9 protein-coding genes are annotated in these 13,177 nt (G+C 66.7%); 5 read left to right on the forward strand and 4 right to left on the reverse strand.

The features are described from left to right. Positions 1–1,815: 1,815 nt before the first annotated feature. Both ACT6Y9_RS03870 and ACT6Y9_RS03875 read right to left on the reverse strand, forming a co-directional pair. Entirely contained in the window at positions 1,816–2,946 is a 1,131-nt protein-coding gene (locus ACT6Y9_RS03870) for a glycerate kinase family protein (protein ID WP_443743561.1), read from the reverse strand. A 197-nt stretch (positions 2,947–3,143) separates the two neighbouring features. Next, positions 3,144–4,151 (reverse strand): ABC transporter substrate-binding protein, encoded by a 1,008-nt coding sequence (locus ACT6Y9_RS03875; RefSeq protein WP_443743562.1) that lies wholly within the window; start codon positions 4,149–4,151, stop codon positions 3,144–3,146. Between the two features lie 176 nt (positions 4,152–4,327). Between ACT6Y9_RS03875 and ACT6Y9_RS03880 the strand changes: the two genes are divergently transcribed. From ACT6Y9_RS03880 to ACT6Y9_RS03900, 5 genes are all read left to right on the forward strand, one after another. Next, positions 4,328–4,807 carry a YbaK/EbsC family protein gene (locus ACT6Y9_RS03880; RefSeq protein ID WP_443743563.1) on the forward strand — a complete coding sequence of 160 codons (480 nt, stop codon included), beginning with the start codon at positions 4,328–4,330 and terminating at the stop codon, positions 4,805–4,807. 113 nt (positions 4,808–4,920) lie between these two features. Continuing rightward, on the forward strand, positions 4,921–6,507 hold the full coding sequence (locus ACT6Y9_RS03885; RefSeq protein ID WP_443743564.1) for a DUF3375 domain-containing protein: 1,587 nt from the start codon (positions 4,921–4,923) through the stop codon (positions 6,505–6,507). Positions 6,508–6,567: 60 nt separating this feature from the next. Then, on the forward strand, positions 6,568–7,356 hold the full coding sequence (locus ACT6Y9_RS03890) for a DUF4194 domain-containing protein (RefSeq protein ID WP_443743565.1): 789 nt from the start codon (positions 6,568–6,570) through the stop codon (positions 7,354–7,356). Beyond that, complete coding sequence (locus tag ACT6Y9_RS03895; RefSeq protein ID WP_443743566.1) at positions 7,353–10,928, forward strand: ATP-binding protein; 3,576 nt, start codon at positions 7,353–7,355, stop codon at positions 10,926–10,928. The genes ACT6Y9_RS03890 and ACT6Y9_RS03895 overlap by 4 nt, the downstream gene beginning before the upstream one ends. Beyond that, complete coding sequence (locus ACT6Y9_RS03900; protein WP_443743567.1) at positions 10,925–12,292, forward strand: Wadjet anti-phage system protein JetD domain-containing protein; 1,368 nt, start codon at positions 10,925–10,927, stop codon at positions 12,290–12,292. Before ACT6Y9_RS03895 ends, ACT6Y9_RS03900 begins: the two co-directional genes overlap by 4 nt. On the opposite strand, the gene ACT6Y9_RS03905 is transcribed toward ACT6Y9_RS03900, so the two are convergent. Both ACT6Y9_RS03905 and ACT6Y9_RS03910 read right to left on the reverse strand, forming a co-directional pair. Next, on the reverse strand, positions 12,289–12,474 hold the full coding sequence (locus tag ACT6Y9_RS03905; RefSeq protein ID WP_443743568.1) for a hypothetical protein: 186 nt from the start codon (positions 12,472–12,474) through the stop codon (positions 12,289–12,291). The two genes, ACT6Y9_RS03900 and ACT6Y9_RS03905, sit on opposite strands and share 4 nt — an antisense overlap. 295 nt (positions 12,475–12,769) lie before the next feature. After that, a complete protein-coding gene (locus ACT6Y9_RS03910) occupies positions 12,770–13,006 on the reverse strand; it encodes a hypothetical protein (RefSeq protein ID WP_295480126.1) in 237 nt (78 codons plus the stop codon). Positions 13,007–13,177: the final 171 nt, after the last annotated feature.

The following is a 13,177-nucleotide window of genomic DNA, read 5'->3' on the forward strand; positions in this document are numbered from 1 at the left end:
CGTTCGGTGAAGGCGCACGAAAATCGCTTCGCTGAAGCGGCCGGATTGAGCCCGGGAAAGGAAGGATAAAGACGTCCGGGCGCCGCTTCTGCATGAGGCGCGATGATTTTCAGTCCACGATCGAAATCAGTCGTTTTCCTAAAAGACGCTGGAAAATCTTGTGCCTCAGGGAAGGCTCTGCAGCGAAGTGGTTCGCTGCAGAGCCTTCCGGAGGATTTCGCGGACGGCTTCACCGAGCCGGGCAGCCTGATGCATGCGCAAGGGAGTCGAACACCGCCAGCTCGAACCTGTACAAGAAGCCGCGGGGCGCCCCGCTGCACAATCATTGCCCTCCCCGCCCGCTTCTCCGGCGGACGTCGCTCCACGCATGAACCAAAAGGCCGGGCGGCGGCATTCAACGGTTTGAAGAGTTGGTCTCCATTTCCACCGAATGAGAAGACTGCTCCTATGAATTTCAGGCGGCCGGGTGGATTCGGGCTGCTGCATTAGGTCGTCATCCTGCATAAGCGCAGTTGTGAGGAAGTGAATGCTCAAATTGGGAGCGACGTCCTCTTTCGTCGAGTCTACGGGAAAGCTGTACGCCTTCTGGAGAGCCGAATCTCTCTTCTGCAGCTCGGAATAAATGTTTACCGGCATTAAGAGAAGATCAGAAGATCCGATCAGCGTTTTTCATTGCAATGCTTACCAATCATCAATATGGCGTCCGACGCTTTCTCGAAGTTGACTCGTTGACAGATGTCTAACTACGGAATGCAAGCACTCTGTCAACCACGTCCGTTGAGTAGCAAATCTGCATTGCGAAACGCTTCGCCACAGTCCTCATCCATGGCATCTGAGCTGAACGCTTCAATACGTCTAAGAGGTATTTCGAGTCGATTGAATGATGAAGAGCAGATCGTTCGAGCTGATGTCGGCCGAGACGAATCAAAAGAGAAGGCGCCACACCTCTCGGAAGGCACCTGAGGCGCCGCAATGGAATCCGCAGAAGGATGCGAGTTCACTGCGAAGACGCTCGGCGCATGCTCGGCGTGGCGCCAGGCCAACAGGACCAACCGCCCGACCTCCTCGATGGGCTCGAGCATCAGCGGGCAATCTCGCTCTCCGCCGGCGCTGCGGCCTTGAGCAACCAGGAGAAGCACTCGACGCCGTTGAGGTTTTCGCCGGGACCGATTTCGAGACGAGCCCATGATTCAAAACCAGATCCTGACGGATGAATGGAGTTCGGCCTTGAAGCGTCAGTAGGAAATCTGCTTCCGGAGGCGTTCAATAGAGATCTTCGCTGCATTCGGAGAAACCGGTGATTACGTCATGGATGCGCTGCTTCTCGCTCACGTCAACTTCCAGAAGATGGTTCACCGGGAAAGTCAATACAACTGCCCCCCATAACGTCGACGGTCGTACTCCGGCACCTCGAATTCATCGAGACGAAATCCGCCTTGAGAGGCGTTGCAATGACGTGATCGACCGACAAGTGGGATAAAGCGGCGACGCAGTCGCTTTTGTCTGCTTGGATAGTGCAGAAACCCGTTGTTGGGCTTCTCTGATCATCCATTCGAGATTGTGCCTGACGAATGGATGCTTGCCCCGATGCGGACAGACTCATTCTTCCAAACGATCACTTCCGAGTCGGCGTTCAGCAGTGCATTGCGCGCATGAATGATGGTGCTGGAGGCAAAACGGGGGGAGCCGTAGATCTCCATGACGGGCAATCGGCTGACGGCGGCTTTGGCGGCTGAATGATCGGCGGCATTCCATAAGAAAAAGGCGGAGATCCCGTTGGAGAACCTCCGCCCTGCACTTATTTTGGAAAGCTGATCAGCCGCGCTTCGCCGCCCAGATGCGGAAGAAGCTCTCGGCCGCGGCCGCAAGGTTTTCGGGTGCATCGCGCATCGCATCGCCCAAGGTGGCCGGAGTGCGCAGGATCGGCAGCACCGCCGTGACGCCGAGCTTGTAGAGGGCCTCGAGTTCGCGCTGATCCGCGTCGACGCTTCCCGCGAAGACCACTACCGGCGTGCCGGACGCTCGGCGCGCGATGCCCGCCGCGACCTTGCCGCCCTTCGTCTGGGCGTCCACGCAGCCCTCGCCCGTCACGATGAGATCGGCGGTCTTGGCGGCCTCCTCGAACTTCATGAGGTCGAGGAGCGCGTCGATGCCGGAGACGAGGCGGCCGTTGAGGAACGCCGCCACGCCCGCACCCGTGCCGCCCGCGGCGCCGCCGCCGGGGAGATCGTTGATCCGCGCGCCGCGCTTTTCAAAGAGCGAGGCGACGTGGCGCAGCCCCTCATCGAGGCGCTTCACCTCGTCAGGGGTGGCGCCCTTCTGGGGCGCGAAGACCTCCGCCGCTCCGTCGGGCCCGTAGAGGGGATTCGAGACGTCGCAGAGGGCTTCGATGCGGGGACCGCCCTTCTTCTGGAAGAAGAAGCCGTTCAAGCGGATGGAGCGCACCTGGCCGAGGGTCTCGCCCGTCGGCACGAAGGGACGGCCCGCCTCGTTGATGAACTGGGTGCCGAGGGCCGCGGCCATGCCGCAGCCGAGGTCGGTGGTGGCCGACCCGCCCAGCGCAATCACGATGCGGGTGTGGCCGACTTGCAGCGCATGCGCGATGAGCTGCCCGACGCCCAACGTCGTCGTGCGCATGGCGCTCCAACCGGGGAGGCGCTTGCCCAAGCCCGCGGCTTCGGCCAGCTCGATCACGGCCGTCTGCCCGATCGAGAGGTAGCGCGCCTGCGCGCGCTGCCCGCAGGGGCCGGTCACCGGCACGGGCAGAAGCGCCCCGCCCGCGGCCTTCTGCACGACGGCGAGCGTGCCTTCACCGCCGTCGGCGACGGGCCAGGAGACGATTTCAGCATCGGGGAAGACCTTCCTCGCCGCCTCCTCGAGAATGGACGCGGCGCGGTGCGCGGAAAGCGAACCCTTGAAACTGTCGGGGAGGAGAAGGATCTTCACGGAGAAACCTCTTGGGGAATGGTCGGGTGTGCGCTTCGACCGGACGCGGACGCGCCCGCCTGCGGGTGAGGCCTGCAGGCGAGCGCGGCTCCCGGCGGGGGGAGAAGCAATGCGAAAGTTTTACCGCAGGATGATACCTGCGGCCCGCTGATTTTGAATCGGGAGTTGTCTCCCTCCCGGCCGCTCTCTGATGCGGATCAGGGGAAGACCACGTCGCGCGCGGGCGGGAGCGCCTTCACCATGCCCTTGCCGAGCATCCAGGCGCCGACGCGCTCGACTTCGGCCTCGGTGGGCAGAGGAGCAAGACCGTCCTTCGTCCCGAAGACCGACCACTTCGGCATCACGTAGCGCTCGGCCCCGGCGGGAGGGAGCAGACGCTTCTCGACCATGAGGCGGCGGAACTTCACCGGGTCGGACTCAATGCGGTGCGCGGCCTCGGAAAGCGCCCCGCGCAAGGCCGCCACAACGGCCTCCGTGACGGCCGTTTTCTTGAAGGCCACGACGGCCAGGGGCTCGGCAAGGTTCGAATCATCCCAGAGCGTGCGCCCGCCCTTCGCCTCAACGACCGAGGCGAGCGGCTCAGGGAGCAGCGCCGTGTCCATCTTCCCGGCGAGGAGCAGCTGCAGCCGGATCGGGATCTGCTTGATCTCGATCTTCTTGAGCCGGTCGGCCGGAAGGTTCTCCGTCTCCTCCATGCGCGTGAGGAGATAGTCGATGATGGTCGCCGAGCTCATCGCCGTCTCGACGGGAGCGCCCTTCCTGAGGTCGTCGAAGTTCTGCAGGCGCTCGGCGGCCTTGGGGGAGGCAAGGAGCGCGAAGTTCCGCGTCCCCGCGTGCGCGCGCGTCGCCGTCACGGCGACTGCCTGCGGGATGCCGCCCGCGTACTGCAGGAGCACGTTCATGAGGTCACCGTAGTGGCCGTCAAGCTCGCCCGCGCGCATCGCGGCGCCCAACTCCACCGCCGAGCGGAAGGGAACGAGCGTCACCTCGAGCCCCGCACGCGTGAAGCACCCCTCGGATTCGGCCGCGTAGAGAAGCACCGCATCCGACGCGGGCAGCGTGCCGATCCGCAGGGCGGCGGCCTCACTCGAGGCGGCGCCCAACCCGCAGCAGAGGGCCGCGGCGCAGAGGGCCGCACGCTTCAACGCTCCTTGGAAGCGGCGGGTGAGCGGCTGAGACGAATGGGAACGGAACTGAAGGGACATAAGGGACTCCTCGAAGAGACGGCGCTATTGTACACGTGCACAACGGCGGAGGCCGCCTCAATATGCATGAGAAAAGAGCCGGGAGAACGATCCTCTGCCGCGCATCGAGGAGCCTCGAGGCGCTCCGCATCATTAGAATCCGACGAACACATTGAACTACCTCACGAGGTGCGCCCATGTCTTTCGCCGCCGCCCAAGCGTGGCTCGCCGAACGCGGCTTCCAAGGCCGCATTCATCGTTTTTCGGGTTCGAGCGCCACGGTCGAACTCGCCGCCCATGAGATCGGCGTCGAGCCCGCGCGGATCGCCAAGACCATGGCGGTGACGGGACCCGAGGGCCCGATCCTCATCGTCGCCGCGGGCGACGTGCGGCTCGACGGGGGGAAGTTCAAGCGGACATTTCACGTCAAGCCCCACTTCATTGCGCCGGCCGACGTTGAAGCCGCCGTCGGCCACGCCCCGGGCGGAGTGTGCCCCTTCGGCGTGAAGGCGGGCGTCCCCGTCTACCTCGACCTCTCGCTCAAGGCCTACCCGACCGTCTGGCCCGCCTGCGGCGACGAATCGAGCGGCGTGGAGCTCACGCTCGACGAGCTCGAGCACGCCGTGGTGAGCGCGGGCTGGGTCGACCTCACGCGCCCGCCGAAGACCGAACTCTGACCGAAGGCCGGCCGCTCATCGTCGCGTCCTCTACTCGCCTCCGACCGCCCTCCTTCCCGGCGCTTCAGCCTCCCCGAAAACCTCCGACCTCAGGACCCGACCGACCACCGCCCATGTCCATCCGCACCCTTGTTGAAACCTACCGCACCCTGCGCCAAAGCCCGATCTGGCGGCTGCTCGCCGCCGACACCGGCCCCGTCTCGATTGCGATTCTGCAGGCGCTCCTCTTCGACGCCGAGCGCGAGCTCCCGGCCTCGGTCTTCCTCGAGCGCCTCGTGCACGCCTACGCCGAAGGAGCGGACGCCACGATCACGCGCGAAGAGGCGCGCATCCTCGCCTCGCGCTGGGTGAAGGACGGCTACATCGTCTGCCGGCTCGTTGAAGGAAGGAGCGAGGAGACGTACGAGCTCACCGCCGCCGGGCTCGAAGCGATCCGCACGCTTTCGCGCTTCCAGATGAAGCGCTCCGGGCCCACGGAGTCGCGCCTCGAGATGGTGACCCACGCGATCGAGCGGCTCGCGGCCGACTCCGACCGCAGCAGCGCCGGGCGCATCGCGCAGCTCGAGGCGGAGAAGCGCCGCATCGACGAGGAGATCGAGGCGATCCGCGCGGGCAAAAGTGCCTCCATCTCGAAGGAGGCTGCGCTCGACCGCGTCGGCGAAATCTTCGAGCTCGTCGGCGAACTCGAAGCCGACTTCCGGCGCGTGCGCGAGGAATTTGAGCGCCTCAACCGCGCGTTCCGCGGACGGATCCTGCAGAGCGCCGACTCCCGCGGCGTCATTCTCGACACGTTCTTCGAGGGCTACGAAGGCATTGAAGAGAGCGATGCGGGCCGCGCATTCTCGGCCTTCTTCCGGCTCCTCACCGACCCCCGGGCGGAGGCCGACTTCGAGGACGCCCTGAACCGCATCGCCCAACGCGACTTCTACCGCGCGCTTTCCATGGACGAGCGCCGGCGGCTCTCGAACCTCCGCAACGGCCTCGTCGAGCGCGCCTGGAGCATCAACAACGTAATGATGCAGCTCGCGCGCTCCTTGAAGGACTTCGTGCAGACGAGGAGCTACGTCGAGGAGCGGCGCCTCGGAAACCTCATCCGTGAAGCCCGCCGCGCCGCGCTCGGCCTCGCGAAGACGATCGGCGTCAAGGAGGGGCTCCTCCCGGTGACGCTCCCCTCCGCCCAGGTGCGCTCGATCGACCAGTACGTCTTGGACGACTCCGAGGAGATGCCGATGGACGTGGAGATCGGCCGCGCCGAGCGCCCCGAAGTGGATGCGCTCACGGTCTTTGAGCGCATCCTCGCGGCGGAGATCGACTACCCCGCGCTCATGCGCACGGTCGAGGCGCTCCTCACGGCCGCTGGGGCGCCGGAGCGCGTCACGATCGGCGAGGTCTACGGGGCGCTCGCCGTCAAGCAGGGCCTCGGCTCCGTGGTGGGACTCCTCTCGCTCGCCACCCGCTACGGCGAGCCCGGCGCCCCCGGAATGCCGGGCGACTTCGCGCCCGACGCCGCCCTGCGCGAGGCTGCGGCCGACCGCGACATGGCCACGGCCGACTACGCCGTCCCCGAGAAGCCCGTGATGCTCGACGAAGCGCTCTCCTGGCGCGACCGAAACGACGCCGAAAGGAGCGCCCGCATTCCGCTCTACTGGTTCACGATGACCTCGGTCGAGCGCATGCGCGCCTCGCACCGCTGGCGGTGACGCACCGACCGTACGGACGAAACCGCAGAAGAACATTTCCCGAAAGGACTCCCCCTCAAGATGACCATCTCCTACGACCTCCCCGACGACGACGTCGCCGCCGACGGCCCCGACGCAAAGCCCAAAGCCCCCGCCCCCGAACCGCTCTACCCGGGCGACACGGGGACGCTCCCCGCCGAAACGCGGCAGGTGCTAGTCAACCTGCTCCGCGGCCCCTACTTCGAGCGCAGCCGCAGCGTGCGGCTCTGGGAGGTCCTCAAGGTGAACGAAAAGCTCGTCCGCGAGCGGCTCTCCGACCTCTACCTCGACCTGCTGATCGACGACGAGTTCGGCGTCGCCTTCTGCCGCAGGCCCGACCTCGGGGACCTTGAGGCGCCGTCGCTGCTCAACACGGTGCGCCTCAGGTTCCTCGACTCGGCGATGCTGCTCGAACTCCGCGACCGCCTGATGCGCGCCCGCGCCGGGGGCGAGCGCGCCGTCGTGACGAAGGTGGAGTTGGCGGAAATGCTCCGGCTCTTCGACCGCGCGGCCGATCAGAACGCGCCCGTCTTCCAGAAGCACTTCATGGGCGTCATCAAGCGCCTCACCGAGCGGCGGATCCTCCTTCAGCTCAAGTCGGGCGACGCGATGGAGATCAGCCCGGTGCTCCCGCTCCTCTTCCCCACGGCAGACATCGAAACGCTGCGCGCCGCGTACGTTCGCCGGATGATGAACGACGCCGCCTCCCCCGAGGAGAAGGCGGAGCTCGGCCGCCGCTACGAGATGCTCAAGGCCGAAGGCGCCGCCATCGAGCTCACCGACGATGAAGCCGACGAGGCAGACGAAGCCAACGAAGGAGAAGTCCGATGACCAATTCGCTTCTTCAGGGCTTCGTGCAGTGGCGCATCAAGCGCCTGCAGGTCTTCAACTGGGGGACCTTCAGCAACATTCACGACATCCCGATCTCCACCACGGGCTTTCTCTTCGTGGGCGCTTCGGGGTCGGGGAAGTCCACGCTCCTCGACGCCCTCGTGACGCTCCTCTTCCCCAATCCCGCCTACAACGCCGCCGCGCGCGAGGGCGAGGGGCGCAGGAGCGACCGCAGCCTCCTCACCTACGTCCGCGGCGCCTGGTCCACGCAGTCGGACGCCGAAGCGACGGGCGGCCCGCGCGCGAAGGTGCAGTACCTGCGCCGTGAGGCGACCTTTTCGGCGGTCGCCGTGACCCTGGTGGACACCTGCGGCGCCGAAACGACGCTGATGCTCGTCGCCTGCATCAGGAAGAGCGCCAACGAAGAGTCCGCGATCAACCGGCAGTACTTCATCATCAACGGCGCCTACAGCTTCAACAAGGCGGACTTCGAAGGCTTCGTGAAGTCGCAGTTCGACTGGCGATGGCTGAAGTCGCGCCTCCCCGAATTGACGAGCTTCACGCGCTTCAACGCCTACATGGACGCCTTCTGCGACCGCTTCGGGATCCGCCACCCCGCGGCCCTGAAGCTTCTCGCCAAGGCCCAGTCGGCGAAGAACCTCGGCGAGCTCAACACGTTCCTCAGAACCTTCATGCTCGAGGAGCCGCGCACCTTCGAGATGGCCGAACGGCTCACGGCCGAATTCGACGACCTCTCGAAGGCCCACCAGGAGGTGCTCACCGCCAAGGCGCAGTGCGAGATCCTCACCGCGGCCCGCACGGCCTGGGACAAGTGGCGCATTGAAACGGTCCGCCGCGAGACGCTCGAACGCGAGCGCGACGCGCTCCCCTGGTGGGTTGAGCAGACCAAGCGCCGCCTTCTCGCCGAAGAGCTCCCGAAGCTCACCGCACGGCGCGAAGACGCCGAACGCACGAAGCGCACGGCCGAGGACGAGCTCGACGCGGCCGTCAAGCGCCTCGAGGACCTGAGGCTCGAGCACGCGCAGGCGGGCGGTGCGGCGATCGCGCGCTTGGTCGAGCGCATCGAGAACCTGCGCACCGAACTCGCCCGCGTCGAGGTGAAGGAGCGCAGCGCCCGGCGCAGCGCCGCCGCGCTCGGCCGCGCGCTCCCCGACCAGTCCGCCGCCTGGCCCGGGTTCGTCGAGGAGATGCGCGGCGTGCTCGAGCAGGAAGCCTCCGAAGCCGACGGCCGCAGAACGCGCCTCTACGAGCTCGCGGGCGACGAGCGCGAGAAGAAGAAGGCCTTCGAAGAGACGGTGGCCGAAGTGCAGTCGCTGCGCGCCCGGCCCTCGAACATCCCGGCGAAGAACCTCGACCTGCGCGCCGAACTCGCGGGCGAGCTTGGGCTCACGGAGGAGGACCTCCCCTTTGCGGGCGAACTCCTGCAGGTGAAGCCCGAGGAGGCCCCATGGCAGGGCGCGATGGAGCGCGTGCTCCACAACTTCGCGCTTTCGATCCTCGTGGACGACCGTCACTATGCGGCCTTCACGGAGCTTCTTGAAAAGAAACGCCTCCACGGGCGCGTCGTCTACTACCGCGTGCGCGGCGCGCGCGACTTCGACGGGTTCTTCCGCCCGCGGAGCATCGCCTCGAAGCTCGACTACAAGGCCGGCCGTTGGTTCAAGTGGCTCGCGGCCGAATGCGCCGCGCGCTTCCCGCACCTCTGCGCGGAGACGCTCGAGGAATTCCGCCGGGTCGACCAGGCCGTGACCCGCGCGGGCCAGGTGAAGCACTCGGCCGAGCGACACGAGAAGGACGACCGCACCGCCGTGGACGACCGCCGCCGCTGGGTGACGGGGTTCACGAACAAGGAGAAGCTCGCCGCCTACGAGGAGGACGCGCGGCGCTTGGCCGAGACCGTCTCCGCGATCCAAAAGGAGATCCGCGACGTCGAGGAAAAGGCGAAGAACGCGCAGGAGCGGCTCGCCGCCGCCTCGGCCCTCATCAACACCGAGTGGGCGGAGATCGACGCCGCGGGCTGCCGAGGTCGGCTCGAGGGCGCCGAAGCGAAGCTCGCGACGCTGCAGTCCGAAAACTCGGAATTGAAGCGCCTCGACGAGGAGATCCGGCGCACTGAAACACTCAAGCGCGCCCGCATGAAGGCGCTCGCCGACGCAGGCGCCGACTTCGAGAACGCCCTTCGCGCCGTCGCGAAAAACAACGAACAGGCCGAACGCGCCCAAAAGGCCCTCGCGCGCCTCTCAGCCGCCGCGGCCGCCGGAGGCGTGCAGCGCCCGCCGGTTGAATCCTTCACCGCGCTCGACCGCCGTGCGACCGAAGCCGGCACGCTCGTCCTCACGCTCGAAAACCTCATCGACCGGCGCAGCGCCCTCACGGACGCCGTCAACGAGGAGCTCTCGGACGCGCGGCAGAAGGAGACTCTCCACGCCGCGGGCGTGACGGCCAGGTTCGGCGAGTACCTCGCGAAGTATCCCGGCACGGCGGCGGAGCTCGACGACTCGTTGGAGTCGGCGCCTGAATTCTTCCGCAAGCTCGAGGAGATCGAGAAGGACGGGCTGCCGCGCCACGAGCGCCGCTTCAAGGAGCTTCTCGAGACGCAGTCGCTGCAGCACTTCACGACGCTCAACCACGAACTGAAGAAGGCCCGCACGGACATCATCAGCCGCATGGCGATGGTGAACGCATCGCTCGCCGACGCCCCCTATTCGCGGCTCGCCGACGGCGACACGCACCTCAGGATCGAGGTGAAGGACCTGCGGCTCGCCGACGTCGAGGCCTTCCGCACGGAGTTGGGCGAACTCATCCAGAACGCTTGGGCCGACGACGTCACGGACGCCCAAGCCGAAGCCCGCTACCAGTCGATCGCGCGCTTCGTGGACCGCTTCAAGTCCGCCGACGCCGCCGACCAGGAATGGCGCCGTACGGTCCTCGACGTCCGCCGCCACGTCGCCTTCACGGCGGTGGAGTTCAACGCCGCGGGCGAAGTGATCGAAACCTACTTCTCGGGGTCGGGCAAGTCGGGCGGCCAGCGCCAGAAGCTCACGACCACGTGCCTCGCGGCGGCGCTGCGCTATCAGCTGATGAGCGACGCCGCCTCGGGCTCGCCCGAGGTGTCGCTCCCCGTCTTTGCGCCCGTGATTCTCGACGAGGCGTTCGACAAGGCCGACAGCGAGTTCACCGACATCTCGATGAACATCTTCCGACGCTTCGGCTTCCAGATGATCGTCGCGACGCCCGAAAAGTCCGTCGTGACGCTCGAGCCCTACATCGGCGGCGCCTACTACGTCGTGATGGAGAACCGCCGCCATTCGAGCGGGCTCGCCGTCACGTACGACGACGAGACGGGAAGGCTCGACTTCAAGCGCCTCTACGCTCCCGTGCCCAAGGCCACGCCGAAGCTCAAAGCGAACGGCGTCAGGGACGACGCGGGATTGGGCGGCCTCGACGCCCTGATGGCCGCGGCCGCCTCGGAGATCCTTGAAACCGAGCGCGACGCCCCTGAGGAGCTCCCGCCGCCGCCCTCGCTCTTCGGGACGGAGGCGTCGTCGTGATCCGGACGGTCGAGGAGACCGCGGCCGCCTTCGCCCGGGCATTCGCGCGCAGTTCCAGCCTCTGGCTCGCCGAAGAGGCGGCCCGCCGCCGCGGCTGCGCGGGTGCTGCGGCCGCTCCAGCCGAAGATGCGGCCACGCAAGAGGCCGCTCACGAAGCATCCGCCTTTCCGCTCGAGCGTCCGCTCGGACGCGTGACGGAGGCCGAGGCCGCGGCCGGCCTCGTGGAACTCAAGCGCCTCTCCACCGAATGGCGGCGCTTCGGCGAAGCGCCCGGGTGGACGGTCTCCTGGCGGGCGGTGCGTTGGCGCGGGCTCGGCGTCAAGACCGAGCTCCCCGCGCGGATCGCCGTTGATTCGCCCGAATCTCTCTGCCGGGTGCTTCACGCGCTCCGCGTCCCCGGAATCCCCTCGCCCGAAGGCTGGGCCGCGGCGCTTGAGCGCGTGCTCGAACTCATCGACCGCTTCGCCCGTCTCGACGGGGTCGCCAAAGACCAGCGCCCCACCGAAGGCCGCGCACGGATCCTGAACCTCTTGAAGGCGCTCCGGCCTACGGGCGTCCACTCCTCGAGCGACATGGCGGACGAGGACTTCCGTCGGCTCATCGACGTCGCCGGGTGGCTGCTCGAACATCCCGACTCCGGGCTCTTCGTGCGGGAGATTCCGGTCGAAGGCGTGGACACCAAATGGTTCGAGACCCACCGCACGGCGCTCTTCCGGCTCTGGAACTTCGCCCGCGGAGTGATGGGAGAGCCGGCGGCGGCTTCGCCCGCGGAGTTTCTCGCCGCCGCGGGGCTGCGCGAAAAGCCCGTCTTCGTGCGCGTGCGGCACGCCGGACACTGGACGGGCGGAGATCCGGATGAAGTCGTGCAGCTCACGCTCGAGCGGTTGGCCGCGGATCCAACCGATCCGGCCGACGCTCCGGCCGTCCTCATCATCGAGAACGAGCAGACGGGACTCTCCGTCGAGACGGACCCGTCGGTGCCGATTCTGATCGGTCTCGGCTACGGCGTCGCGGCGCTCCGGAACGTCCCGTGGCTCGCCCAACGGCGGATCCTCTACTTCGGCGACCTCGACACCCACGGCCTCGCGATCCTCGCCGAATGCCGGCGGGCGCTGCCGCAGACCGAGAGCGTGCTCATGAACCGCGCGGTCTGGGAGGAATGGCGGCGGCTCGCCGCGCAGGAGCCCGTCCCGGTCGCGAAGCGCCCCGTAGGGCTCACCGCTGAGGAGGCGGCGCTCTTCGACGCCCTCAAGGCCGTGAAGGGGCGCCTCGAGCAGGAGCGGATCCCGCTCGCGGTGGTGAATCGGGCGGTGGCGGAGGTGCTCAGCGGCGAAGCGCACCGCCCCGAAGCGCCACAAAACTAAACGCCGAAGGCCTCGGTTTCCCAGCCGTTGCGCACGAAGACTATGTCGCAGCAGGCCTTCACGCCCACTCGGATTGTCCCGACGGCGCCGAAGGTGCGCCAGGTGCGGCTTCGAAACCGTGCGAGCCAGGCGTCCGCAGCGTCGTTGCGAAGCCGCCAGACCTCGTGCGCTTGCGCACCCATTTCGAGAATGCCCTGGGCAGCGGGCCTTCAACCTTTCTCCATGCCGTCCCCAGATCTTCCAAAAGATCTCGGTACGAGAGCTTTCCGAGCAGCCCCGCCCTCTGCGCCTTATGCCGCATCCGGCAGGTGAGCACGGTCGTCAGAAAGTTGATGAATTCCGAACCGCGGGCGGAGAAATCTCCCTGTCCATTGGTGCGGTCGAACAGCTCATCGTTTTTGTAGGCGTCGAAGACCTGATGACGACACGCGCGGTCCTCGAATCGAGCGGTGCTTCGGATCGGCGGCCGCTCGAGGACTAGTCGACCGCCGTCACGAAGACGTCCTCACCGCGGCGCTTCTCCTCCTCCTGAGCCCGGGAGGCCTCGATCAGACCGCGGACGTAGGCGCTGCCGCCCATCTTCATCGCGTAGGCGTAGAGATCCTGATTGAGGCGCATCGTGAGAACGCAGTTGAGGGACACGGGAAGGCGGGGCCGGCCGCGGGGGCGGGGAGGCGTCGTCTGCTGGGATTTGTCCTTCGGGGAAAGAGACATCGGCGTGATCCTTAAATCGGGTTGTCAGGCGGGGGATTCTAGCGCAAACACCCGGTTGATTCAGCGACTTGACTCATTCGATAAGCCCTACGGCCGCCGCGCATGCCCGAAGGTGAAGGGAGTCCGACAAGGTGTGTCGTGAGATACTCCGTCTTCCGTGACGGAGTTCCC

The sequence above is a fragment of the Sutterella sp. genome (assembly GCF_052272535.1).
Lineage (GTDB): Bacteria > Pseudomonadota > Gammaproteobacteria > Burkholderiales > Burkholderiaceae_F > Sutterella.